The sequence below is a fragment of the Pseudoalteromonas sp. Angola-4 genome (genome assembly GCF_028599265.1).
Lineage (GTDB): Bacteria > Pseudomonadota > Gammaproteobacteria > Enterobacterales > Alteromonadaceae > Pseudoalteromonas > Pseudoalteromonas atlantica.
The window spans coordinates 1-26,240 of record NZ_JAQREK010000001.1 but is presented as its reverse complement, the minus strand read 5'-3'; the positions used below and the strand labels follow the sequence as shown (position 1 = coordinate 26,240).

General features: G+C 41.7%; 21 protein-coding genes and 2 rRNA genes. 7 read left to right on the top strand and 16 right to left on the bottom strand.

All coding sequences use genetic code 11. The features are described 5' to 3' along the window. Window positions 1-48: 48 nt before the first annotated feature. The 4 genes from tdh to PSH48_RS00100 all read right to left on the bottom strand — a co-directional run bounded on the left by tdh (window position 49) and on the right by PSH48_RS00100 (window position 4,110). A complete protein-coding gene (gene tdh / locus PSH48_RS00115) occupies window positions 49-1,074 on the bottom strand; it encodes an L-threonine 3-dehydrogenase (RefSeq protein ID WP_004588559.1) in 1,026 nt (341 codons plus the stop codon). Window positions 1,075-1,123: 49 nt separating this feature from the next. Further along, window positions 1,124-2,320, bottom strand: a complete 1,197-nt coding sequence (locus tag PSH48_RS00110) for a glycine C-acetyltransferase (protein WP_273610674.1) — start codon at window positions 2,318-2,320, stop codon at window positions 1,124-1,126. Between the two features lie 168 nt (window positions 2,321-2,488). Further along, window positions 2,489-3,052 carry a D-glycero-beta-D-manno-heptose 1,7-bisphosphate 7-phosphatase gene (gene gmhB, locus PSH48_RS00105; protein WP_273610673.1) on the bottom strand — a complete coding sequence of 188 codons (564 nt, stop codon included), beginning with the start codon at window positions 3,050-3,052 and terminating at the stop codon, window positions 2,489-2,491. After that, window positions 3,049-4,110: a glycosyltransferase family 9 protein gene (locus tag PSH48_RS00100; protein ID WP_273610672.1), complete on the bottom strand. Its 1,062-nt coding sequence runs from the start codon at window positions 4,108-4,110 to the stop codon at window positions 3,049-3,051. Before PSH48_RS00100 ends, gmhB begins: the two co-directional genes overlap by 4 nt. 124 nt (window positions 4,111-4,234) lie before the next feature. Between PSH48_RS00100 and PSH48_RS00095 the strand changes: the two genes are divergently transcribed. Next, window positions 4,235-4,963, top strand: coding sequence for a 3-deoxy-D-manno-octulosonic acid kinase (locus PSH48_RS00095; RefSeq protein WP_273610671.1), 729 nt, complete (start codon window positions 4,235-4,237; stop codon window positions 4,961-4,963). Here the strand turns inward: PSH48_RS00095 and PSH48_RS00090 are convergent. Both PSH48_RS00090 and PSH48_RS00085 read right to left on the bottom strand, forming a co-directional pair. Beyond that, on the bottom strand, window positions 4,946-6,028 hold the full coding sequence (locus PSH48_RS00090) for a glycosyltransferase (protein WP_273610670.1): 1,083 nt from the start codon (window positions 6,026-6,028) through the stop codon (window positions 4,946-4,948). The genes PSH48_RS00095 and PSH48_RS00090 overlap by 18 nt on opposite strands. Continuing rightward, the gene (locus PSH48_RS00085) at window positions 6,025-7,098 is read right to left on the bottom strand and encodes a glycosyltransferase family 1 protein (protein WP_273610669.1); all 1,074 of its coding nucleotides are present in this window, start codon (window positions 7,096-7,098) and stop codon (window positions 6,025-6,027) included. Before PSH48_RS00085 ends, PSH48_RS00090 begins: the two co-directional genes overlap by 4 nt. Before the next feature lie 211 nt (window positions 7,099-7,309). On the opposite strand from PSH48_RS00085, the gene PSH48_RS00080 reads away from it, so the two are divergent. Next, window positions 7,310-8,815 carry a capsule assembly Wzi family protein gene (locus PSH48_RS00080; protein WP_273610668.1) on the top strand — a complete coding sequence of 502 codons (1,506 nt, stop codon included), beginning with the start codon at window positions 7,310-7,312 and terminating at the stop codon, window positions 8,813-8,815. 97 nt (window positions 8,816-8,912) lie between these two features. On the opposite strand, the gene hldE is transcribed toward PSH48_RS00080, so the two are convergent. Together hldE and PSH48_RS00070 are read right to left on the bottom strand one after the other, a co-directional pair. Continuing rightward, window positions 8,913-10,352, bottom strand: a complete 1,440-nt coding sequence (hldE, locus tag PSH48_RS00075) for a bifunctional D-glycero-beta-D-manno-heptose-7-phosphate kinase/D-glycero-beta-D-manno-heptose 1-phosphate adenylyltransferase HldE (RefSeq protein WP_029773562.1) — start codon at window positions 10,350-10,352, stop codon at window positions 8,913-8,915. Continuing rightward, complete coding sequence (locus PSH48_RS00070; RefSeq protein WP_004588568.1) at window positions 10,352-10,942, bottom strand: D-sedoheptulose-7-phosphate isomerase; 591 nt, start codon at window positions 10,940-10,942, stop codon at window positions 10,352-10,354. The genes hldE and PSH48_RS00070 overlap by 1 nt, the downstream gene beginning before the upstream one ends. A 182-nt stretch (window positions 10,943-11,124) precedes the next feature. Between PSH48_RS00070 and waaA the strand changes: the two genes are divergently transcribed. Both waaA and PSH48_RS00060 read left to right on the top strand, forming a co-directional pair. Beyond that, window positions 11,125-12,408: a lipid IV(A) 3-deoxy-D-manno-octulosonic acid transferase gene (gene waaA / locus PSH48_RS00065; RefSeq protein WP_273610667.1), complete on the top strand. Its 1,284-nt coding sequence runs from the start codon at window positions 11,125-11,127 to the stop codon at window positions 12,406-12,408. Further along, window positions 12,405-12,953, top strand: coding sequence for a DUF1415 domain-containing protein (locus PSH48_RS00060; RefSeq protein ID WP_004588570.1), 549 nt, complete (start codon window positions 12,405-12,407; stop codon window positions 12,951-12,953). The genes waaA and PSH48_RS00060 overlap by 4 nt, the downstream gene beginning before the upstream one ends. Before the next feature lie 35 nt (window positions 12,954-12,988). Here PSH48_RS00060 and PSH48_RS00055 read toward each other — a convergent pair whose 3' ends face one another. The 4 genes from PSH48_RS00055 to purL all read right to left on the bottom strand — a co-directional run bounded on the left by PSH48_RS00055 (window position 12,989) and on the right by purL (window position 20,009). Continuing rightward, a complete protein-coding gene (locus tag PSH48_RS00055) occupies window positions 12,989-13,318 on the bottom strand; it encodes a YdbL family protein (RefSeq protein ID WP_004588571.1) in 330 nt (109 codons plus the stop codon). 10 nt (window positions 13,319-13,328) lie between these two features. Then, window positions 13,329-13,526, bottom strand: coding sequence for a YnbE family lipoprotein (locus PSH48_RS00050; protein ID WP_004588572.1), 198 nt, complete (start codon window positions 13,524-13,526; stop codon window positions 13,329-13,331). 2 nt (window positions 13,527-13,528) lie between these two features. Next, the gene (locus PSH48_RS00045) at window positions 13,529-15,985 is read right to left on the bottom strand and encodes a YdbH domain-containing protein (protein WP_273610666.1); all 2,457 of its coding nucleotides are present in this window, start codon (window positions 15,983-15,985) and stop codon (window positions 13,529-13,531) included. Between the two features lie 133 nt (window positions 15,986-16,118). Next, entirely contained in the window at window positions 16,119-20,009 is a 3,891-nt protein-coding gene (purL, locus tag PSH48_RS00040) for a phosphoribosylformylglycinamidine synthase (RefSeq protein ID WP_273610665.1), read from the bottom strand. Window positions 20,010-20,220: 211 nt separating this feature from the next. On the opposite strand from purL, the gene mltF reads away from it, so the two are divergent. Beyond that, the gene (gene mltF, locus PSH48_RS00035; protein ID WP_029773557.1) at window positions 20,221-21,735 is read left to right on the top strand and encodes a membrane-bound lytic murein transglycosylase MltF; all 1,515 of its coding nucleotides are present in this window, start codon (window positions 20,221-20,223) and stop codon (window positions 21,733-21,735) included. A 245-nt stretch (window positions 21,736-21,980) separates the two neighbouring features. Beyond that, on the top strand, window positions 21,981-22,145 hold the full coding sequence (locus tag PSH48_RS00030) for a hypothetical protein (RefSeq protein WP_164488074.1): 165 nt from the start codon (window positions 21,981-21,983) through the stop codon (window positions 22,143-22,145). Here the strand turns inward: PSH48_RS00030 and tadA are convergent. Further along, complete coding sequence (gene tadA / locus PSH48_RS00025) at window positions 22,142-22,645, bottom strand: tRNA adenosine(34) deaminase TadA (RefSeq protein WP_004588577.1); 504 nt, start codon at window positions 22,643-22,645, stop codon at window positions 22,142-22,144. The two genes, PSH48_RS00030 and tadA, sit on opposite strands and share 4 nt — an antisense overlap. A 178-nt stretch (window positions 22,646-22,823) precedes the next feature. Here tadA and PSH48_RS00020 point away from each other — a divergent pair, with 178 nt between their 5' ends. Further along, the gene (locus PSH48_RS00020) at window positions 22,824-24,128 is read left to right on the top strand and encodes an inosine/guanosine kinase (protein ID WP_004588578.1); all 1,305 of its coding nucleotides are present in this window, start codon (window positions 22,824-22,826) and stop codon (window positions 24,126-24,128) included. A 34-nt stretch (window positions 24,129-24,162) separates the two neighbouring features. Here PSH48_RS00020 and glsB read toward each other — a convergent pair whose 3' ends face one another. From glsB to rrf (PSH48_RS00005), 3 genes are all read right to left on the bottom strand, one after another. Further along, a complete protein-coding gene (glsB, locus tag PSH48_RS00015) occupies window positions 24,163-25,086 on the bottom strand; it encodes a glutaminase B (protein WP_004588579.1) in 924 nt (307 codons plus the stop codon). Window positions 25,087-25,670: 584 nt separating this feature from the next. Further along, window positions 25,671-25,785, bottom strand: a 5S ribosomal RNA gene (rrf, locus tag PSH48_RS00010). Between the two features lie 62 nt (window positions 25,786-25,847). Then, window positions 25,848-25,962 (bottom strand): 5S ribosomal RNA (gene rrf / locus PSH48_RS00005). Between the last annotated feature and the right edge of the window lie 278 nt (window positions 25,963-26,240).

Genomic DNA, 26,240 nt, shown 5'->3' with positions numbered 1-26,240 from the left:
AATATAATAAAAAGGCGGCTTAAGCCGCCTCTGTATGCAAACTTTAAACTATTCCCAGTTTAAAATTACTTTACCAGATTGACCTGAAATCATCATATCAAAGCCAGCTTGGAAGTCATCTACCGAATATTGATGCGTAATAATAGGGTCTAAATTAAGGCCTGATTGAATCAAGCTTGCCATTTTGTACCACGTTTCGAACATCTCGCGACCATATATACCTTTGATCACTAAGCCTTTAAATATAACTTTATTCCAATCTACGGCCATATCTGATGGTGGAATACCCAACATGGCAATTTTGCCACCATGGTTCATGTTATTTAACATAGAATTAAAGGCGCTTGGCACACCTGACATTTCAAGGCCAATATCAAAGCCTTCAGTCATACCTAGCTCATTCATTACATCTTCAAGCTTATCATTCGCAACGTTTACGGCTCGTGTAGCGCCCATTTTACGCGCAAGCTCTAAACGGTATTCGTTAACATCGGTAATCACAACATGGCGAGCACCCACATGCTTAGCAACGGCCGCCGCCATAATACCAATTGGTCCTGCCCCTGTAATAAGCACATCTTCACCCACTAAATCAAACGATAAAGCGGTGTGCACAGCATTACCAAACGGGTCAAAAATAGACGCAAGCTCGTCAGAAATATTGTCAGGAATTTTAAACGCATTAAAGGCCGGAATAACTAAATATTCTGCAAATGCGCCTTCGCGGTTAACGCCTACACCGGTTGTATTTCGGCACAAATGCACACGACCAGCACGACAGTTACGACAATGCCCACACGTAATATGCCCCTCGCCAGATACGCGGTCACCTACTGCAAAGCCACGTACTTCTTGGCCCATATCAACCACTTCACCCACGTACTCATGGCCTACGACCATAGGGGTCGGAATGGTTTTTTGTGACCACTCATCCCATTTATAAATATGAACGTCGGTGCCACAAATCGCAGTTTTACGAATCTTAATGAGTAGATCATTATGCCCTACTTCAGGCTTGGGTACGTCGGTCATCCAGATGCCGGTTTCGGCTTTTAATTTTGATAAAGCTTTCATAGTTAACACTCAACTAAAAAACCGAAGCAATACTTCGGTTTATAAAAAATTAAATAACGCCCATTTCTTTACCAATACGGGTAAAGGCAGCAATTGCGGTGTCTAGTTGTTCAATACTGTGCGCAGCAGAAATTTGTGTACGAATACGCGCTTGGCCTTTTGGCACAACAGGGAACGAAAAGCCGGTTACATAAATGCCTTCAGCGAGTAGTTTATCCGCCATTAATGAAGCAACTTTAGCATCGCCAAGCATTACAGGAATAATGGCATGATCTTTACCCGCACACGTAAAGCCAGCGGCTTCCATTTGCTCACGGAAATATTTAGCATTTGACCAAAGTTTAGCGCGTAACTCGCCACCATTTTCAAGCATTTCGAGTACTTTAATTGACGCAGTTACAATTGAAGGCGCTAATGAATTTGAGAATAAGTAAGGGCGTGAACGCTGACGTAGCCATTCAACAATTTCTTTTTTACCTGATGTATAACCGCCTGATGCACCGCCCAGCGCTTTACCTAGCGTGCCGGTAATAATATCTACACGGTCAAGCACATTACAGTACTCAGGCGTGCCTTTACCGTTTTCGCCAACAAAACCTACCGCATGTGAGTCATCAACCATCACTAATGCATCATACTTATCAGCAAGGTCACACACAGCTTCAAGGTTACAAATTACGCCATCCATCGAAAACACGCCATCGGTGGCAATTAATTTTGTTTTAGCGCCCGCTTCATCAGCTGCAATAAGTTGCTTTTCAAGATCCTCCATATCGTTATTAGCATAACGAAAACGCTTAGCTTTACATAAGCGTACGCCATCAATAATTGATGCGTGATTTAGAGAGTCAGAAATAATAGCATCTTCAGCGCCTAAAATAGTTTCAAATAGGCCCGTGTTAGCATCAAAACAAGACGAGTATAAAATTGTATCTTCGGTTTCTAAAAACGCACTAATTTTTTGCTCAAGTGTTTTATGAATATCTTGCGTGCCACAAATAAAACGTACTGAAGCAACACCAAAGCCATGGTCATCTAAACCACCTTGCGCTGCTTCAATTAGCTCAGGGCTATTTGCTAAGCCTAAGTAATTGTTAGCACAAAAATTAATAACTTTATCGCCAGATGCAACTTCTATTTGAGCTTGTTGCTGCGAGGTAATAATACGCTCACTTTTATACAAACCTTGCGCTTTAACGTCTTCAATTTGCTCTTGTAGTTGGCTAAAAAAAGCAGATGCTCTCATCTGTAGTCTCCAATTAAATGAACGGGTAAACAACAACATTAAAGCCACTGTTTATGTTGAGGTGTATTGTAAAAGTTTAACAAGTAAAATGCACTGTTTGCAGCTCGTCGCTAATACAGGTAATGGCAGCAATACTTAACACTTCAGTTGCGAAAATATAAACGCACTTTATACCAAGTAGTGTGCTGGTAAATCGTTAATAGAGTCAATCACTAAATCGGCGTATTGTTTTGCGGTTTCGTCAAATTGTTGGCCAGAGCGAACTAGCACTCGCGTGCTAATAGCCGCTTTTTGTGCCGCTTGCATATCGCTAAGTTTATCACCCACCATAACACTGCTCGAAGGGTCAATATTATGCTCTTGCATAGCTTGTAACAGCATACCTGGAGCTGGCTTTCTACACTGGCACTGTTTTAAATATTGCGCTATCGCTTTTTTGGGATGGTGCGGGCAAAAATACACATCTGTAATTTTAATATTGTGCTTACTAAATTGTGTTTTCATCCACTGAGTTAAAGCTAAAAAGTCATCTTCAGTGTAGTAACCTCGCCCTATTCCTGATTGATTAGTCACTATGATAATTTTATAACCTGCATCATAAAATGCTTTACAGGTACTAAACACACCGTCTATAAATTCAAATTTTTCACTTTGATACACATAGCCATGATCAATATTTACCACGCCATCTCGGTCTAAAAAAAGTGCTTTGTTTTTTTCTGTTACACTCATTTTATAGACTCTTTTTGTACCACATGATCAAACATAGTTTTAACACTTTCTACGCTTATTTGGCTCATAAGGTCATCTCCCTTAACGCGAGTACCCCAAGGCAATTGTTGAGCTGTTTTACCCGTTTGCTTTAGCAGGTTTTGATGATACACCTCAACTACGTAGTCTTGATATAAATAAGGGCCTGTACGTGCAGGATTAGAATGCGCATATAAACCAATAACCGGCGTACCTACCGTTACCGCCATATGCGCTGGGCCGGTATCGGGGGCTAAAACTAAATCAGCGCGCTTAAGCACACATAACAGCTCTTTAAGTTTTGTTTTACCGACTAAGTTTAAAATAGTGCAGTGACTGTGTTTTATAATTTGATTAGCTAAATTAACCTCAAGCTCAGTTGGGCCGCCCGTTAGTACCACGTTAAAGCCTTGCTCATGCGCGTAATCAGCAAGGGCAGCGTAGCGCTCAGGCAACCAGTTTCGCTGTGCTTTACTGGCCGCAGGAGATATTACCAATAACTTATTTGCCAAATATGCAGGCCCTAATAATGCATCTGCTTTGTTCTCATCCGCTAAGGTATAAGGCATATCCCAGGTAGGTGAATAGTCTTTAACTCCAATGGCGCCCGCAAAGCCTTTAAATCCCTCTAGCACATGCGCTTCTTTTTGTGGGGCTATTCGTTTATTTATAAACAAGCTATGTAATTCTTTTGAACGTGCCCAATCAAAGCCTATTTTTACTTTAGCCGGAATACAGCGCGCAACAAAGCCAGCTCTTAATGCGACTTGCATATTAAGCAGCACATCAAACTGCTGCCCTTTAAAAGAATGTGCTAACTTTTTAAGTGCATCCTTACCTTGTTTTTTATCAAAAACCACCAGCTCAACCCCAGGTAAATCGGCAAGTAACATGGCTTCTATTTTACCCATTACCCACGTTATTTTTGCATTGGGGTGTGCTTTTTGAATGGCTTGTACAGCACTAACGGCATGACACACATCACCAATGGCAGAGAGTCTTAAAATACAAATTGAGGAGTAATTAGGCACTTGAGTCACGCGTTCCACTTTGGCTTTAAATAATAGACTGCGATCTTAAATTATACTCGCACTAATGCAAGCACTTATGCTGCGCTATAAAACACGTTAATATACACGCATTATTGAATTATTTTAACGAGCTATGTTTAAAACACTAACGCAAGGTAAGCACACTATTTTAAGCCACCCAGATTATTTTAACGAGGTTGATTTAAACTGGTTCAATGCAGATTATTGGCAACAGCAAAATAAAATAGTCGGTGCTAAAAAAGGCCGCGCCACAGCCTGGTTTTTTAAACACGATGATTTAACCGCTGTACTTAGGCACTATTGGCGCGGCGGTTTAGTTGGCAAGTTGTTAAGCGATCAGTACCTCTACCCAGGGCTTAAAAACACCCGTGTGTATAAAGAGTTCAGCTTAATGATAAGGCTTATTGAGCTTGGCTTAAATGTACCAAAACCCATTGCCGCCAAGGTAACAACCGCAGGCTTAATTTATCGTGGCGATATAATTACAGAGGCTGTAAAAGGGGCTAAAAGCCTGCTCGATATTTTAATTGAACGCCCACTAACAGAAGATGAGCTCAAGCGCATTGCCAATACTGTTGCGCTATTTCACTCAAAAGGTGTGTACCACGCTGATTTGAATATAAATAATATTTTATTTAATGAAACGGGCGAGGTTTATATTATCGACTTTGATCGCGGCGAAATAAAACCACCTAACAAGCAATGGCAACAAAGTAATATGGCACGTTTAGAGCGCTCATTTTTAAAAGAGCAAGGACGTAACAACGCTTTTTATTGGCAAAGTAATGACTGGCAAACTTTATTTGCTATTTATAAAGAGCAATTAACCACACAAAGCTAGGTATTGCTTAGCAACCTGTTCGGCCGTTACCTTTTGTAAAATGTCGGCATTATCTACATTAGGCTTAGTGTTTAAAACCAGCTCAATTTTAGCCGCTAGCTCATCGCTATGCCCTACAGGCGCTAAATATTTAGCCAAGTCGTTTGTTAAAATTTCGCGCGGCCCAAACGTACAGTTAGTACTTACTACAGGCGTGCCAACAGCTAATGCTTCAATTAACACTGTAGGGAGCCCTTCAAAATCAGAGCTTAATACTAATGCCTCAGCCTGCTTAATCCAGTTATACGGATTTTGCTCAAATCCTGGCACTATAAGTTGTCCCTCAATGCCATACGTTTTTGCAAGCTTAAATGCTTTGCTAGGCTTATTGCATAAAAGGACTAATTTGTATTTTTTATCAAGCTTTGCAAATGCCGCAAATAAAATATCGTGGCGCTTTTGTTTAGCTAACCGCCCTACATGAATAACATACGGTGATTGTGGAATTTGCGTATTAACCTCATCTGAGAGGCGCTTTATATCCACTAAATTAAAGGGATTATAAATAGTTGTGATGGCGCTTGGGCTAATTAAACGCCCTTGGGTAATTTCTTGCTCTACCCCTTTAGACACGCACACCAAGGATTTACCGTTTAAGCTTTGCTTTGACTTTTTAAGATAGTAATAAGAAAACGGGCCTAACTTTTTTTGCCTCGCCAGCTCTGCATTAACAGAGTTATGCATAACAAAGTGAACATTTTTAATTTGGCTTTTAGCCAATAAGTTATTGCTTCTATCTAAATTGCTAAGCACTAAATCTATGGGGCCAATTTGTTTTTGTTTGTTATTAAACCACGCCTCTAGTTTTGCTACACTTTTGTTTATTTTCCAAAAGCGATCCACTTTAGTGGCTTTATCACTGAATAAACTTTCAACCTTTATATTCGCAGGGATCGTGTACTCATATTTATTAGCCAACGATAAAATAGTAACGCTATGCGTTTTTACTAGCTGCTGAGCAAGGGTTAGCATCACTTTTTCGGCGCCGCCACCCGCTAACGAATCTATTACAATCACTATATTCATCTATCGGCAACCATCATCATGCTTTTAACCCCTTGCGTTATTTCTTCATAGCTATGGGCGCTTTCAAGCAAAGAATATTTTTCTAGTAGCTGGTTAAAATGCGGCTCTATTAGTAAAGCGCTGGCTTTATTTACTATGTCTTCAATCTCAAAGTTTGCTTTAATTACCACGCCAGTTGTGGCGCAACTTGCTAGGCGCTGTGTTTGATCTTTTGATATAGCGCATGCCACAGCAGGCGTTTTAACAGCAATCGCCTGCAATAGCGTGTCGCCAGCACTTAACAACGCAAATTTAGCTTGCTCCATAAGCGACAAAAACTCACTATTTTCTAACGTATCCAAATTTATAACCGTATTTGATGCTGGCAACGCTTTATCATAATTAGGGCCAAATACCACCACCGCCTTTAACCCTGTTTGCAATGAAATTTGCTCTGCGGCGGCAAAAAATACATCTGCACAGTTTTGATTATCTAGTACATGACCGCCAGAGCCTGCACTCACAATAAAGTAGCCTTGTTCATCAAGCTGATATTTTTTCAACACCTGTTTGGTATCGTTCGCTGATGAAAATGCTATGTAAGGGCCCACGTTTTTAGGCATAGCCAAAGAAAACATATCTATTTTAGCTTTTTCAGCCCAGCTCAGCGGTTCAATGCAGTAATCAGGCTGTACCACCCAATGGCTATCAATTAAGTTGATACGGTTAAGTTTTAAGCCCTTCGCTCGCTTTTTCGCATGCTGAGAAATAAACACCACTTTGGCACCCACTTTTTTTGCAGCTTTCATGTGAGCAGCGCGCCCTGCACAATCAAATATTACAATGTCAGGTTTAAAATCGGCTATAACTTCACACACTTTATCGCGCTCTTTAGTCGCAGAGCGCTCAAGCAAGGTGGTATCATATGGGCAGCTTTTAGCGTAGTTCGTGTGTTTATTTAAAACAAAGTGGATGGTAAGTGAACCTAGACATTCACTTTCAAGGCTTTGGGCTAGCAACAACGAGCGCATGTATTCACCTATTCCTTGTGGCGATGATACGGGTATAAATAAAAGTCGTTTGTTGCTCATTGCATTCTCTATTTCCTATTTGCGCAGCAGTATATCAACCCCATTGTTTTTACGATAGCTAGGTTACATTTTTATACACAAATTTAACGCCATAAAATAGATTATTTACTGCAATAGCCATGTTAGATTGGTAAACTTAGCCGCAATCTTAATCACAAGGATCTGAACTTTGCGAAACAGAATCTTTCTACTTTCTTCTCTTTTTTGCGCTATGAGCGCATCAGTAACAGCAGAGCCCTGGGTAAAGCCAGACGATTACGGTCTACGTGCCGACATTCAACAACTGGCCGATGCCGGTGTTATTTTAGCGCCTGTAACCACCTATCCGCTAATGTGGAAAAGCTTTATTGGCGAGCTAGAATCGAGCAAGCTTGAACTTTTATCTCCCAGCCTGCAAGATGCACTGCTTCGTGTAAAACATCGCTATAAGTCAGAAAACAGTAGCTCGCACAGTGTACAACTCTCAGCGTTTGCCGCGTCAGACCCAATTATAGCCACCAGCTTTGGGACAACCAACACACAAGAATCTGAGCTTTCTGCGGCCTACGCCTACCTTGGCGATAACTTTGCGGCGAAGGTAGCCATTAATTACCGTAACGATGGTAAACAATGCTTAGTTGATGGCAAAACAACCGATGATATAGCCACTAACGAACAAGCACTTGAAGATTGTAACGATACCTCATTTGACGATAGCTACTTAGCCTACCGCTTGGGCAATTGGATTTTTAGAGCCGGTGCCGTGGAGCAGTTTTGGGGCCCAGGTGTTGATAACAGTTTAATTATGTCGGGTAATGCAAAGCCACTGCCGGCACTAAGTGTAACCCGTGAACAAAGCACAGCGTTTGAAACGCCTTGGTTAAGTTGGCTTGGGCAATGGAGCTTTACCGCGCAAATGGCAAAGTTAGAATCGACCCGTGTTATTCCTGATGCGCTGCTTTGGAGTAGCCGTGTTAACTTTCGCCCGATGCAACAGCTTGAAATTGCTTTAAGTTGGTCTGCGCAGTGGGCCGGTGAAGGCCAACCAAGCTCAGCAGGTGATTTTATTGATGTTATTACTGGGCAAACTAATTGTATTGATGGCAATGAAAGTTGTGATAGCTCACTGGAGTCTAAAATTGGTAATCAGCTTGCTGGCATAGATGTGCGTTGGTCTGACACTTTATTTAGTCACCCCTATGCAATCTACGCAAGTACAATTGGCGAAGATGCCAGCTCGCAATTCAAACCAGCCGACAGAGCGTACTTATTTGGCGTACAAACTACGCAGCGCATTTACAATCAAAATGTGCTCGTTAACGTTGAATACATAGACACAGGTGTATCGTGCTCGGCCGAATCAACCAATGAAAACTGCTACTACGAACACTCCGATTATAAATCGGGCTATCGTTACCACGGCCGCACTATTGGCTCAACCTTTGATAACGATGCGCAGTCAGTGGTATTAACACTTTTAGGTCAGCTTTCAAATGGCGATGACTGGCAAGTAAAACTAAGTAGTGTGGATTACAACAGCGATAATCGCGACCGTTACCCTAGTAACCCCGATTTAGGTAATACAATTACCAAAACCGGTTATAACTCAAAACAAGTTGAGCTGCGCTACAGGCAGCTGGCTATGGGTGGGCGCTTAACGCTCGGCGCTTTTGCATCAAACAACGATGGCGCAGAAAACGACACATCAGCGTTTGCTAAGTACGAATATAATTTTTAAACCGTATATTTAAAAATAGCATTTTAAAGCCAGCTATTTATAACAAAAAAAGGGTTGAAAACTGCGTTTTCAACCCTTTTTATTTAATCAGCAAATATTACTGCTTTATTTTGCTAATCACCTTAGAGGTTGAACAACCATCTAAAAATGTCAGCACTTCTACTTTGCCACCATGGCGTAGCACATGATCGGCGCCAGCTATTTGCTCTACGGTGTAATCACCACCTTTAACTAAAATATCGGGGCTTATTTGCTCGATTAATTTAGCGGGAGTGTCGTTTTCGTCCGCGCTGCCAAAGGGAATTACCCAATCTACAGAGGCGAGTGCACTTAATACCATTGCGCGCTCATCAAGTGGATTTATAGGGCGCTCAGGGCCTTTTAAACGCGTAATTGAATCATCATTATTTAAACCAACAACGAGTCTATCTCCACGCGCTTTGGCTTGGGCTAAATAGCGTACGTGGCCTGCGTGTAAAATATCAAAACAGCCATTGGTAAACACTATCGTTTCGCCATTTTGCTTAGCAAACTCAATGTGTTGCAGCACATCGTCAAACGGAGTTTGGTAGTGCTCGCCATTGGTGTGTAAGTATTGGCCAAGCTTTTGGCTAAGCTCTTCTGGTGAAACCGTTGCCGCCCCCAACTTACTTACTACAATGCCTGCGGCTAAATTAGCAATTTCTACCGCATCTTTAGGCTCCATACCTGCCCCGAGCATCACCGCAAGCGTAGCTATAACAGTATCGCCTGCGCCAGTTACATCACTTACTTCTAGCTGCTGCGCTGCAAAGTCGTGTTTTTCATCGGCATTAATTAATGACATACCTTGCTCAGAGCGTGTAAGTAGCATGGCTTTAATACCATTTTTACTAATTAGCTCACGCGCGCTTTGTGCTAATATTTCTTCAGAGCCTGTTTTACCCCCAGCCAAATTAAATTCATGTAAATTAGGGGTAATATAGTCTGCGCCTTCGTATAAGTGTAAATCGGGCGATTTAGGATCTATAAGCACTGTTTTACCCGCCGCTTTAGCAACGCTAACCATTTCTTTAATTAAGCTCAGCGAGCCTTTGCTGTAATCAGAAAATACCACAAAGTCGTAATCATCAAGCACCAGCTCTAAACGGTTTAATAACAACTGGCTATGCTGCTCGCTAAAGGTCTCTTCTAAATCTAGGCGCACAAGTTGTTGATGGCGGCTAATTACACGCATTTTAGAAATAGTGGGTAAATCGCATACACTAACAAGCTGTGAATGTATTTTTTCACCCTTTAAAATAGTTTCTAAGATTTGCCCGCTTTCATCTTCACCAATTAAACCAAGTAAGCCCACTTTGGCATCAAGTCGCGCAATGTTTTTTGCAACATTTGCAGCGCCACCCGCTTTATCTTCAAACTTGCTTACTTTAACAACGGGTACTGGAGCCTCTGGCGAAATACGCCCTGTATCGCCATACCAGTATCGGTCTAGCATGACATCGCCCACAACTAAAATACGCGCTTTAGATAAGTTTTTTAATAGCGATAAATCCATTACTGCTGCTCCGCAACAACCATATCGATAGCTTCACATAACCAGTGGCCAATAAACATATGTGCCTCTTGGATACGAGCTGTTTCATCATTTTTTATAATAATGGGCAATTTAGCAATGTCTTTTACTTTACCGCCCTCGCGTCCAGTTAAGGCAACCGTAAACGCGCCAATTTTGTTAGCCGCTTCCAGTGCTAAATTAATATTGGCGCTGGTACCTGAGGTTGTTAAACCAATCACTAAATCTTCTGGTTTACATAAAGCCTGAACTTGGCGTTCAAAAACCGTATCAAAGTGGTAGTCGTTACTGTGCGCAGTTAATATTGAGGTATCTGTGGTCAGCGCCATTGAGGCAAGTGGGCCACGCTCTAACTTATAACGCACAACAAATTCGGCAGCTAAATGCTGTGCATCGGCAGCACTGCCGCCGTTACCAAACCAAATAACCTTACCACCAGCTTGCAATGCACTGTGGCACGCTTCTAATAATTGCATAGACTCTTGATGATAAGCCTCCATCGTTTCAAATAAGGCTTGATGACGGTTTAAACTTTCAACGTAGCTTGTTGCCACAGAATCGATAATTGACATGAAAAATTCCTCTAGGAACTGAAATGGCAGGAAAAAATTAAATCCATTATTCCATAGTTTTATTTAGTTGTGTGTATTTTATGGGAATATAGCTGAACTGAATTATAATTTAGTGCTTCACATGTTCAGAAATTATCACTTTCGCGTTAAACTAGCGCCACTTACCTTAATAAAAGTTCAGTATGGCACGCATTTTTTACTCACTCGCTTTAATTTTAATTAGCCCACTGATTGTATTTTACTTGTATGTACTAAGAGGTAAAAAAAATATAGGCTACCGCGCGCACTTTAAAGAGCGCTTTGGTTTTATTAGCAAACACTTATTTAATAATAGCGCTAAACCGGTTGTGTTCCACTGCGCTTCTGTAGGTGAGGTCCTTGCTGCAACGCCACTGATTAAAGTACTGCAAAAACAAAATCCGCAGTTTAATATACTTATTACCTGCAATACTCCTACCGGGCGTGCGCAAATAAGTGAACAATTTAAAAATACCGTGGCGTGTTGTTATTTACCTATAGACTTTGCAGGTTCGAGCGCTCGATTTTTAAAGCGCGTAAATCCACAAGCACTGTGTATTTTAGAAACTGAGCTGTGGCCTAATTTAATGGCAATAAGCCATAAAAAGAATATTCCGGTATTGGTGCTTAATGCTCGCCTAAGCGAAAAATCGCAACAGGGGTATCAAAAGGTGGCAGGGTTAACGCATATAATTATGCGTTCAATTTCAGTGCTTGCAAGTCATAATAAAAATGATGCTAAGCGCTTTATTGAACTTGGTTTACCCCCTTCAAAAAGCCATGTTACAGGCTCAATAAAGTTCGACATTACGCCAAGCAATGAGCAACTAACTAAAGTAGCAAATCTTAAAGCCGAATATAAAACCAAAGAACGTTTTGTATGGGGGGCAGGCTCTACTCACCCGCTTGAACACGAAATGATATTAAACGCCCATCAGCAGCTATTAAAAAAATACCCTAATGCACTTTTAGTTATAGCACCGCGCCACCCTGAGCAATTTGATAAAGTAGCCGATACGCTAACTCAAAGCCCACTTAGCTTTAGTCGTCGCAGCAACAATAACTATCAAAACGAGCAAGTACTATTAGCTGATACACTGGGCGAACTACAGTGTTTATATGGCGCAGCGAATGTAAGTTACATAGGCGGCAGTTTAATTCGCCGAGGTGGGCACAACCCACTAGAAGCTGCTGCTTTTTCGGTTGGTGTTATTACAGGCCCACATACGTATAATTTTGATCATATCTACCCTGAGCTAATTAAACTTAAAGGGGCTGTCGTTGTTGAAAATACCGATGAGCTTGCTAAACAATTAATTAATTTAAGCCAAAACACCAAAGCGTGCCAAAGCTTGGGTATTAAAGCGCAGCAATGTGTAGTAAAAAACCAAGGCGCCATTGAAAAAACATTAACCATTATAAATCAGTATTTAGAGCCAAAAGCATGACTCATCAAGCAATCGCCCAAACCCGCGAGTGGGTATCATCCGTTATTGTAAAATATAACTTTTGCCCATTTGCCCGTAAAGAAGTAGAAAACAACTGTATTCATTATGTGCTTAGCCCTGCAACAAAAATTGATGACGCTGTAATGGACATGCTAGAGCAGTGTGTGCAGCTTGATCAAAATCCAGAGCGCGAAACCACATTAATACTGTTTGATAACGGCTTTAGCGATTTTGAAGACTTTTTAGATTTAGTCGATTTAGCCAATGCCTTACTGGTAGCGCAAGGGTTTGAAGGTAAATACCAAATTGCTAATTTTCATCCCGATTACGTGTTTGCCGACAGCGATGAAGATGATGCAGCAAATTACACTAACCGAGCCCCCTACCCTACATTACATTTAATTCGCGAACTGAGTATGAGCGAAGCGCTTGATCACTATAACGAGCCTGAATCTATACCAGAGCACAATATAAAGCTTGCAAGGCGCAAAGGATTTGACTTTTGGCAGCAACTTTTAGCAAATATAAAAAAACCGAGCGCCTAAATGCTCGGTTTTTAAGTAATATGTTTAGCTGCTTATTACTTTTTAACCCAGTTACCATTCACTTCAATATAGTGGCCACTTTTGGTCTTTTCGATTGTTTTAGCTGCTGCAAGTGCTTCTACTTGTGCCAGCGATAAATCGTTCTTTTTAGCCAACTTTAAATACTGTGCTTTACGTTTAGCGTTAATTTCCTCAACCACGGCTTTTGCCTCGCTGTTTTGTACAACAAGCCCTAAGTAACCTGAGCTATCTTCACCCACTAAGCCTTGGTTTTTAGCATCATCTAAACTAATAGCCCACGCCGAAAACGACAAACATACCGCACTTACTAGAGTAGCAATACTTAATTTATTTTTTATAGTCATCATTTAGCTCCTAAAATAATTCACTGTCGTCACTGAATAAGTTATCGAGTTCTTTATCTACTTTTACTCGAATTTCGTGATCTACTTTTACATTTAGATTGATCGTTATCGGCTCTTTCGCTGCCACCTCTACTCTGTGGGTACATGCGCTTAAAGCGCTAATAGCAGCAAGTGCAATAACGGCCTTAATGCTCAACAAATTTTTCATCATTAGTTTCCTTTTTTAGAGTATTGCTGCTCAACTTTTTGCGTTATTTCGTCGCTCAGTCTAAGCGCTCTTAGCAACGTAAACACGTTTTCTTCGTGATTATAATTAAAGTTAACTTGTTGCTGCTCTGGCTCATTAAAGCCTTGTAAGTTAACACCTAAGTTTAACCAGCCATCACTTTTAAGCGCTACTGTACTATTAAGTTTTTGTATATCAAGGTTTTTGAGCAACCCAAGCACAGGTTGTAACTCTTGTTGCTGACGCATAACAGCGTCAAACGCTTCGTTATTACTAATAATAAGCTTACCTTGGCCTTGATTGGCTAGGCTGCCACTTTTTACCTCAACCCCTGTGTCATCAAAATAAAATGGTAACGACCCTTTTAGCCTACCTGTTAGGGTAATACCCGACTTATCGTCAAGCGTTATTAATTTACTCGCATCAACATTTTCAAACGTAACATTAGCTGTTTGCTGTTGCTTTAAAAGCGTGTATTTATCTAAAGAAAATTTACCACCAAAAATATCGCCTTCAACATCAAAGGTCTGCGCGCTATTATTAACCACTTTAATATTACCCGTGATACTTTTAACTACAGCGCCTGCACGTAATTCATTAAGATTAAAGGTAGTAGGGGCAACATTAAGCTGCCCTGAATCGTACTGCCCACCTAGCTGCATACTAAATTGATTAGCTAAGTAGTCGTTATACAGTGCACTGGTATCAGTCATCGTTAAAGTAAAATTTGCTTTTTGTAAATTCACATCACCACTTATACGCCCACCCAATTTTCCTTGGGTTAGCTGAGCTAACGGTTCAAATTGTCTAACGATTGAATTTAACGAAAGCACACTTTGCTCTGGTATAATCACTTCAAACGGATGCGCTACCTTTGAAACATGGTGATTGGCCACCAGCTCAATACCATTTACAAATACATGATGAGACGCTTTAAGCGCGCGACTTTGCAGCCCTGTTGACGTTACGTTTATAGTATTTAAATCGACATTTGGACTTGAGAGTTTACTTATTTGGGTGCTTGCATTTAAGTGAGCAAATAACTCTCCCACACCTAAGCTTGCCCTTGCACTAAGGGTGTTATTAATACCAGTAAGTTTATATTCGTTGTATTGCACGCTTTTAAGCTTACTTTTAAACGTTACTTTTGCATCGAGCTTTTCATTCAAACTTGCTTCAAGGTTACCTGTGAAGCCGTTAAGAGCGCTGCCATAAGCAGCTGCGCTATCAACGCTTAACTCAATACGTGCGTTACCTTCGGGCTTAAAGTCAATAAGTTGAGTAACTGCAAAGTCCCCTTTAGCTTTAATATTGTTAGCCTCAGCCGGTAAAAATTCAGGCAAAGCGGTAAGCGCAATATCATAATTACCGCTTAATTGAGCGTTTTTAAGCTGCGTACTTAGCGTTATAGCCTCTATTTCATCTGTATGTAGTTGTGCTTTTAGCTGTGTGCGGGCGCTTTGTAACGGTGCTGCAGTATTTATAAACGTATCTGTAAGCGTTATATCTATATTTTGCTTGGCTTGCTCTGCACTTTTGAGCGTTATTAACGGTAAGGTTAGGTTGTTATGTGCAAAGTTAATTGGTTTAGCTAAAGCCCATTGCCAATTAAGTGGAAGCTGCTTTACAGCAAATGACTTGTAGGCACTTTCAGGAATAAGAGATTGGCAGTTATTACTAAGTTTTACATTGTTTTTAAGCTTGCTTGGGTCAAGCTCAAGGTTTTGGCTATTTAAATTATAGGTAGCACTTAGCACACCTTTGGAGCTGTTTGTTATATCGCAGCTTTGTATTTTATAGTCATACTGGGCTTGTAAATCACCACTAAGGCTTGCCTCTACCCCGTTAAAGCTAAATGCCTGCGCAGCATTAAAGCTAAGTCCACTTAATAACTCATTATCTGTTTTAAGTAGTTGCTTCACTAATCCATCATTTATTTTAAGCTGCCCTTGTACCTTATTATTGTAAAGCGTTGCGCTTGCGTTTAAATCACCATTGACTACAAACTGGTTAAGCATTGGCTCGGTGATATTTAGCATTAGCGGGCGCTTTAAAAGCGCACTGTGTATAGTTAAATGCTCAACTGTAATTGTTGGCCTTTTTTTAGGAAGCGCTAAATCTAAAATTGTGGCAGCAGTGCTTGTTTTACTACTTTGAGGAAATGGATTTACATTAAGTACTGCGTGTTTAACTTTAACATGCTTAGTATTAGCAGTAATACCTGTAAGAGCAAGCTCTTGATTTTGGTAACTTAAACAGGCTTTTTGTACGTGCACATTTAACTTACTCGTAAGCGAAAAATCTAAGCAGCTTAAGGTAACACCTGCTTTTTCAAGTTCAGGCGCTACAGCCCATTGTAATAGTGGCAAACGAAATACATAGCCAAGCAAAACTATACTTAGCAACACAGCACCCATAATTAAACCAACGCGCTTTAACATACTGTCCTTATAAGCTTTTATTTATACTTTACAAACTATCGTAATTTTAAATCTACGCAATCAAAAAAGGCTGCACAGTGCAGCCTTTTTTATTTTACAGCTAGATTATGAATCTAACTTGTATATGTCGTTTTTAACCTACATTTTTACGTGCGTTGCGGAACATACGCATCCATGGGCTATCCTCTTTCCACTCATCTGGGTGCCACGAGTTAGCAACAGCGCGGAATACACGCTCAGGGTGCGGCATCATTACAGTGGCACGGCCATCAGTAGAGGTAATACCGGTAATACCCTCTGGTGAACCATTCGGGTTAGCCGGATATTGCGTTGTCGGGTTACCATAGTTATCTACAAATTTAACCGCAACAGTGCCGCTTTCAAGCGCAGCTTTAGTGGCAGCATCGTTTGCAAATTCTGCATGGCCTTCACCATGAGATACAGCAATTGGCATACGCGACCCAGCCATTCCATTAAAGAACACAGACGGGTTTTCTTGTATTTCAACTAAGCTAAAGCGTGCTTCAAAACGCTCTGACTTATTTGTTACAAAACGTGGCCAATGCTCAGTACCCGGAATTAACTCTTTCAATGTTGATAACATTTGACAACCATTACACACACCTAAGCTAAAGGTGTCTTCACGGTGGAAGAAGTTTTGGAACTGATCGCGTGCCATATCGTTAAACAATATAGACTTAGCCCAGCCTTCACCGGCGCCTAATACGTCACCGTAAGAGAAACCACCACATGCCACTAAGCCTTTAAATTGCTCAAGGGTTAAACGCCCTTCGAGGATATCGCTCATGTGTACATCAACAGCGGCAAAACCAGCACGGTTAAACGCAGCAGCCATTTCTAAATGCGAGTTAACGCCTTGCTCACGTAAAATAGCCATTTGCGGCTTAGCGCCCGTTGCAATGTACGGTGCGGCTATATCTTCGTTTAAGTCAAAGTTAAGTTTTACGTTTAAGCCTGGATCTTTTGCATCAAACTTGGCATCAAACTCTTGCTTAGCACAATCAGGGTTATCACGACGTGCTTGCATTTGGTACGTTGTTTCGGCCCAAATAGTACGTAATTCAGTACGAGTATGATTAAGTACTGTTTGCTCACCGCGGTTAAATACAATGCTATCGTCGCTATTAAGCGAGCCAATCACGTGGCTAATTGCAGCAACACCGTGTTGTTCAAATACAGCATTTACGGCATCTAAATCGCTGTTAGCAACTTGAATAACCGCGCCTAGCTCTTCGTTATAAAGTGCTTCTAGGTCTGTCCCGGTTAACCCAGCTAAATCAACAGTCACACCGGTGTGCCCAGCAAATGCCATTTCAGTTACCGTAGTAAATAAACCACCGTCTGAGCGGTCATGATAGGCAAGTAGCTTGCTATCAGCGACAAGTGCTTGCATGGCATTGTAAAAGCCTTTAAGTAGCTCAGGGCTGTCCACATCTGGAGTAACATCACCAAGCTGCTTGTAAACCTGTGCAAGGCTTGATGCGCCCAGTCGGTTTTTACCCGCGCCTAAGTCAACTAAAATAAGTGATGTATCGCCTTTATCAGTACGTAACTGCGGAGTCACTGTTTTACGCACGTCGTCAACACGACCAAAGGCAGTAATAATAAGTGATAACGGAGAAGTAACTGATTGCTCAGCACTATCATCCTCGTTTTTCCATGTCGTTTTCATCGACATAGAATCCTTACCTACAGGTATAGTTAAACCAAGCGCAGGACAAAGCTCTTCGCCCACCGCTTTTACAGCTTCGTAAAGGCCGGCGTCTTCACCAGGGTGACCTGCTGCAGCCATCCAGTTAGCTGATAGCTTAATGTTCTCTAGGCTGCCAATGTTGGCACAGGCAATATTAGTTAACGACTCTGCCACGGCTAAACGCGCCGATGCACCATAATTTAATAATGCTGCCGGCGTGCGCTCACCCAGTGACATAGCTTCACCGTGGTATGTGTCGTACGTTGCTGCGGTAACTGCACAGTTAGCCACAGGTACTTGCCAAGGACCCACCATTTGATCCCGTGCTACTAAACCGGTAACCGAGCGATCGCCAATAGTAATTAAGAATGTTTTTTCTGCAATAGTAGGTAAGCGCAATAAACGCTGAGCAGCCTCAGCTATATCAATCGTCTCTGCATCAATTGCCTTACCGGTAACTTGCTTTGAAGTTACATCGCGATGCATTTTAGGTGCTTTACCTAATAATACATCAAGCGGCAAATCAACAGGGCTGTTATCAAAGTGGCTGTCGGCAACAGTTAAGTGGCGCTCTTCTGTGGCTTCACCTATTACTGCGTACTGCGCACGTTCGCGCTTACAAATTGCTTCAAAGCGATCAAAGTCTTCAACAGCAACAGCCAGTACATAACGTTCTTGCGATTCGTTACACCAAATTTCGTGTGGGGCCATGCCCGGCTCATCGTTAGGAATATCACGTAGTTGGAATTTACCACCACGGCCACCATCATCTACAAGCTCAGGAAACGCATTAGATAAACCACCGGCGCCTACATCGTGTATAAACGCAATTGGGTTTTCATCCCCTAGTTGCCAACACTTATCGATCACTTCTTGGCAACGGCGTTCCATTTCTGGGTTTTCACGCTGTACAGAAGCAAAATCTAAATCTTCGTTTGATTGGCCCGATGCCATGCTTGACGCTGCACCGCCGCCTAAACCAATGTTCATTGCAGGGCCACCTAGTGCAATAAGTTTTGCACCGACTGGAATATCCCCTTTTTGAACATGATCAGCACGAATATTACCTAAACCACCTGCAAGCATAATAGGCTTGTGGTAACCACGCACCTCTTCACCATTGTGACTTGTTACTTTTTCTTCGTAGGTACGAAAGTAACCTAATAAGTTAGGGCGTCCAAACTCATTATTAAATGCCGCGCCACCTAAAGGGCCGTCCATCATAATATCAAGCGCATTTACGATACGATTAGGTTTACCAAAGTCGCTTTCCCACGGTTGCTCGTAACCCGGAATACGTAAGTTAGAAACCGTAAAACCAACTAAACCCGCTTTTGGCTTAGAGCCGCGGCCTGTTGCGCCTTCATCGCGAATTTCACCACCTGAGCCTGTAGCCGCACCTGAAAATGGTGCTATAGCTGTTGGGTGGTTATGAGTTTCTACCTTCATTAAAATTTCTATGTCTTCTTGATGATACGCATATTCACCTTGCGCATTCGGGAAGAAACGACCCGCTTTTGAGCCCTTCATTACTGCTGCGTTATCTTTGTACGCCGACAGCACATTTTCAGGATTGTGCTCAAATGTATTTTTGATCATTTTAAACAGCGATTTAGGCTGCTCAATACCATCAATTGTCCAATCAGCATTAAATATTTTATGACGGCAATGCTCAGAGTTTGCTTGCGCAAACATAAATAACTCTATGTCGTTAGGGTTACGGCCTAACTTTTTAAAGTTTTCTACTAAGTAGTCTATCTCGTCATCAGCAAGCGCAAAACCTTGTTCAACGTTTGCCGCAGCCAATGCTTCGCGCCCGCCACCTAAAATGTCAACTGATGACATTTCGCGAGGTGAGTCATTGCGGAATAACTGCGCTGCAGAAGCAAGTTCGCTATGCGTTGCCTCGGTCATACGGTCGTGTAATAACGCCGTTACTTGAGCAAGCTGCTCTGCACTTAGTTCACCTTCTACGTAATAAGCAATACCACGCTCAACACGGTGAACCTGTTTAAGGCCACAGTTATGCGCTATGTCAGTTGCTTTAGATGCCCATGGTGAAATGGTGCCAGGGCGAGGGGTAACTAAAATAAGTGTGCCAGCTGGGGTATGCTCGGCAATAGTTGGACCGTAAGTAAGTAGTTTTTCAAGCTTAGTTTGCTCATCAACACTCAAAGGCGAGGTTAAATCGGCAAAATGTGCATACTCGGCATATACATTGGTGACTGGAAGTTGCGATAGTTTGCAACGCGCTAAAATTTTATTAACTCTGAACTCTGAAAGTGCTGGTGCACCACGAAGGATCAACATAGATAATTTCATCCGGGGTTAGGGATTGAACGATATTTTAGGCGGGCATTATAGTCTATGTAGCACCGAGTTTTAACTCCAAATTGCGCTTTTCAGAAAATTAACTTTTTATTTATATAAACAGCAGCAAAATTACCAATAAAAGCTAAACGCTAAGTGACGCCATAGTGAAGTTTTGGTATAACGGGGTATGAGCTTTATGGGGCGGTTAATGTTGAAAGAAAAGCTAATAATTATCATCACTTTAGTTATGTTGTTGTGTGCGTGTAATATGCAGGAGCAACAAACTCAACTTGCCCAAATTAAAGCACAAAATAAAATACGTGTAGGTACCCTTGCCAGTGCCAGCAATTACTACCAAGCCGTCCAAGGCGAGCAAGGTTTTGAATACGAGCTATCTCAAGCTTTTGCCGACTACCTAGGTGTTGAACTAGAAATAGTGCCGTTTTTTAATTTATCCGATATGTTTGAGCGCCTTGAAAGCGGCGATTTAGACTTAATAGCCTCAGGACTTACCTACAACAAAGTACGTGCACAGCAATATCGCTATGGCCCCACTTACAGAACAATTAGCCAAAAGTTGGTTTATAAACAAGGTCGAGTTCGCCCACGTGAATTTGACGACCTTGATGGAAACTTTACAGTTATAGCCAAAAGTAGCCACTCTTTAACCTTACAAAAAATAAAAAAGAGTAACCCAGATTTAACTTGGCAAGAAACTGAAGAACTCGATGAAGAGGAGCTTTTACAAGCCGTTATCGATGGCGAAATAGATTACACCCTCGCCGACTCACACACGCTTTCGCTGTTTAGACGTTACCACCCAAATTTAAGTATTGGCTTTTCAGTTACCCGAAATGACCCCATAGCTTGGATCCTTAATAAATCAAAAGATGATTCGCTTTATGCACTGCTAGTGCCCTTTTTTGGTGACGTAAAACAAAGTAACCAGCTGTATGTGCTCGAAGAAAAGTACTTTGGGCACGTACGCCAGTTTAACTACGTTAATACGCTTGCATACATTGAAGCTATAAAAGAAACGCTACCCACTTACAGGCCTTGGTTTGAGCAATATGCAGGTAGCCTTGACTGGCGCTTACTTGCTGCGCTTAGCTACCAAGAATCTATGTGGAACCCTCGCGCTAAATCGCCTACAGGTGTGAGAGGCATTATGATGCTGACACGCAGTACCGCTAAACAGGTGGGCGTAACAAATAGGTTAGAGCCAGAGCAAAACATCCGTGGCGGAGCTAAATACTTAGCTAAGCTCGTTAAACGCATCCCCGATAGAATCCCGCAGCCCGATAGAACTTGGCTTGCACTGGCAGCCTATAATGTAGGTTGGGGGCACGTTAACGACGCGCGCATTATTACCGAACAACAAGGGGCGAGCCCTGATAAATGGGCCGATGTTAAAAAGCGCTTACCACTTTTAATCAAAAAACGTTATTACCGTAAAACCCGTTACGGCTATGCACGTGGCGATGTTGCGGTAAAATATGTTGATAACATTCGCAGGTATTACGATGCACTTGTATGGCTTGATGAAAATAATGCCCTAGCGCCAGAGCCAGAACCTGAATCAGAACCTGAAGCACCTAAAGTTGAAAAAGCAGCTCAACCAAGCAAAAAGCCTGTAAACAACGATAAAACCGAACCTACCCCTTCACTTTCACCTGAAGAAAAAAGTAAGCAAGGTGAAAATAACACGCAGCAGTCTCAGTAAAGCGTTTATATTTACGTTTTAAATGGGCTGCTCAGGCCTGTGAAACATTAAAATGTGGGCATTAAATGCTTATTTTGTCATCTTAGCAGGCGCTAATTTCCCCTTCAGGCCTAACCACTCTAGTAACTAAATTAAAAATCTGTTTACTTGTCATGAAATGATCACTAATGTGTGTTTATAGTATATTTACCTGATTTTTAATATATATCTTGTGCCTTTCTCACTCTCACGCATTAGGAGAACACATGCTAAAACGTAGACGCACGCAAAAACTAAAACGCAATATTATTCATTCAACAGCCACCAGACGTCGTATTATGCTACGTAACTTACATAAAAAAATTATTTGGCGTCGTCGTATGTTTGCTATGCAGCAAATGATAGAAGTAGATTCAAATAAGGTTAACTAGTCACTAATTTGGCGAGCTGCTTTTTTAGCCGCTTTAATTTGTTCTCGGCGTTGTTTAAAAAACGCCGAAATAGTACTACCACAGGTTTGACCAAGCACCCCACCTAATACCTCTACCTGATGGTTCAGCCTCGGCTCTTGCAATAAGTTCATAATAGACCCAGCCGAGCCTGTTTTAGCATCTGGCGCACCGTAGACGAGGCGCTTTATTCTGCTATGCACTAACAGCCCGGCACACATAGAGCATGGCTCTAACGTAACGTACAAAGTGCAATCAATTAAACGGTAATTATTTAAAGCTCTCCCTCCTTCACGCACTGCAATCATTTCGGCGTGCGCAGAGGGGTCGTTATCAGTAATTGAACGATTATAACCCGCTGCAATAAGCGTGTTATCTTTCACAAGGACAGCTCCTACCGGAATTTCGCCCAATTGCTGCGCCTTATTGGCATAAACTAATGCCTGCTCCATCCAATACTCATCGCTTTTAAGATCGTTCATAGTGCTTACTTTAAATAAATTTTCTTTCGGTATTATATCAACTTGCCTGTTTAAAATGCGTAATTGATTAAATTATTGCAAAAATAAAACAAAATAATGTGGTTTATCGTGGCTCATAGAGTGTGATTTACGCTATAATCTCACGCTTTTTTTATTTAGCTCACAACACAGGTAGCAAATGAAATTTCCTGGACGCCGCAGACATAAACATTATTTTCCAGTGGAGGCTAAAGATCCACTTACTAATCAGCTAAACGCAACTGAGCGATTACAACGTAGCTACATTACGGGTATCGATCAGATCGTTGTTGATATTGAAGCCAAAGTCGATCAGGCTTTTTTAGACGAGTTTCAACTTCGCCGAGGAATGTCGCAAGTTATTGATAGCGATATTACTAACGCACTTTACGACCGTTTAAAACTAAACGACATGGTTGATTACGAATTTGCCGGTGGCACCATTGGTAACACAATGCATAACTACTCTGTACTAGCAGATGACCGTTCAGTATTGCTCGGTGTTATGAGTGAAAACATAAAAATTGGCAGCTATGCCTATCGCTTTTTATGTAACACATCAAGCCGCGTTGATTTAGACTATTTACAACCAGTAGATGGCCCTATTGGCCGTTGTTTTACCTTAATTGATGAAACAGGCGAGCGTACATTCGCAATTAGCGCCGGTTTAATGAATCACTTAAAGCCTGAGTCTATCGATAAACACTTAATTGAGCAGTCATCAGCACTTGTGATCAGCGCCTACCTAATGCGTACACAGGGTGATGAAACAATGACTGAAGCGACCATGCAAGCAGTTAAATACGCTAACGATGCAGGTGTACCGGTAGTTTTAACACTCGGCACTAAGTTTTTAATTGAGCAAGATCCAACCTGGTGGGCTAACTTTGTAAACGAGCATGTCGATATACTTGCCATGAACGAAGAAGAAGGGCTAGCAATTACTGGCTTTGAAGACCCGTTATTAGCCGCAGACAAAGCACTTGACTGGGTAGACTTAGTTATTTGTACCGCTGGCGAAAAAGGCTTATTTATGGCAGGTTACGTTGATGAAAGCTTTAAACGTGCAACCGAGTACCCACTATTACCAGGTGCCATTGCCGATTTTAATCGCTATGAATTTTCTCGTGCAATGAAAAAATCCGATTGCGAAAACCCGATAAAAGCGTATAGCCATACGGCGCCATTCATGGGTGGGCCTGATTCAATCAAAAACACCAATGGTGCTGGCGATTGTGCGTTGGCTGCCGTGTTACACGATTTATCAGCAAACGTTTATCATAAGTTAAATGTCGCTAACTCAGCAAAACACGAACAAAAGGCCATTACCTACTCTTCTCTTGCACAAATTAGTAAGTACGCTAACCGCGCAAGTTACGAGGTATTAGTACAGCACTCTCCACGTTTATCACGTGGGTTACCAGAGCGCGAAGACTGCCTAGAGCAAGTGTACTGGGATCAATAAATAGGGAACTGTGCGTGCTCCCTATTGCGGTATTTTAGAAAATCGAAATATCGAGCTTTTTAGATAGCAGCTCTAATGCTGCTATCCCCGCCACCGAGTTACCAAATTCATTAAGCCCTGGTGAATATACTGCCACTGTAAACTTACCCGGTAATACCGCTAATATAGTGCCTGACACACCCGACTTACCCGGCATACCCACTCTGTAGCCAAAGTCACCTGCCGCATCATATAAGCCGCTGGTGAATAAAATCGAATTTAATTGTTTATTCTGGCGACTACTCAAAACGCGCTTACCCGAGCTGTAATCAACCCCTTTATTCGCTAAAAAGTTATACGCTCTAGCTAACTCAATACAGTTAAGCTCAATCGCACAAAAATTGAAGTAAGACCAAAGTACATCATCGACGTCATTCTCAAAATTACCAAACGACTTCATTAAATGCGCCATTGCCGCATTTCTATGCCTAAATTCGTACTCAGAATTGGCCACTTTTTTATCAATCACTATTGCACTATTACCTGCAAGTAACCTAAACGTTTCAAGCATTGAGTGGCGAGGTGCGGATAATCGACTGTACAAAGCATCGCACGTCACAATCGCGCCAGCATTAATGAAAGGATTACGTGGTACGCCTTTTTCGAACTCTAACTGCGTAAGAGAATTAAACGCGGTTCCTGAGGGCTCTTTACCTACCCGATGCCATAGCTCGTCGCCATAGCGCTGTAGCGCCATTGTAAGCGTCATTACTTTAGAAACTGACTGAATAGTAAAACGTTTTGAGCAATCACCCGCACAAATGGTTTCGCCATCAGTGGTATAAATAGCAATAGAAAACTGCTCGCTAGAAACCTCAGCAAGTGCAGGTATATAATCCGCAACTTTACCTTGTGATAACAAAGGGCGCACTTCGTGTGCTATTTCATCTAGTACAGTTTGGTAGTCAGCAGTGGGCAATTGACACCTCTATTTTGGCATTTATAAAAATTTGATTTTAACACGCACAACTTCTGCACGCCTAGCTATGTTACATGAATAAAATAGCAGATAAGCATGAACTTAATGTTTATTTTCAAAGTGATATTTTCTATATCAAAGCAATACTAATCCGCAATAAGCCTTAATCATTTTGCCGGGCTATAAAAACTGATTACACTGAGCACGATGTGCGCCTTGACTTTGCCTATAATGGCTTAGCTTTCTATAAGGATATGAATGTTATGGCTCAAAGAATTTACAAGCGCGGGCATTACAAAGACTGAGTTAGCATGAGATCTTGGCTTTTTATTAAACTCCAGACAGCAAAAAACCCGTTACATCGCTGTAACGGGTTTCTTTAATTTGAATCCTGGTAATGTCGTAGTACCCACAGCGGTGGAGAGTCAAATAGCAAATGGAATATTATCATTGCGTCGGGAGTCGCTACGCTCGCCCGACCTACATTCTAGAAGTAGATTAGTGTGTATTAATTGTACGTATTTAACTTTTCTTCAGACGTAAAAAAGCCCGGCTCTTTCGAGCCGGGCTTTCTCGTATTTGAATCCTGGCAATGTCCTACTTTCACATAGCAAATGCTACACTATCATCGGCGCTGTTTCGTTTCACTACTGAGTTCGGCATGGGGTCAGGTGGGTCCAAAACGCTATGGTTACCAAGAAAATTCTGTTCAATTTTCTTATTTTATTTATTAAGCTTTAAGTCCTTCGACTGAATTTGGAGCCTGGCAATGTCCTACTTTCACATAGCAAATGCTACACTATCATCGGCGCTGTTTCGTTTCACTACTGAGTTCGGCATGGGGTCAGGTGGGTCCAAAACGCTATGGTTACCAAGCAAATTAGGTGCAAAGGATTAAGGACAAGCACGTAGTGCTACTTTTTCCTTTGCGCAAGGTACCTCAATATTAACGCTACGCGCTAAGAGTCACCTCATAAATCTGGAAAATATCTGATAATATTTTTTAAGTCTAAGTATTTATCTACTTTAGCTATTAACTTCTGTCGCTTGTTTCTGTCACAAAACGCGTTTGGCGTTGTATGGTTAAGCCTCACGGGTAATTAGTACAAGTTAGCTTAATGGCTCACACCACTTCCACATCTTGCCTATCAACG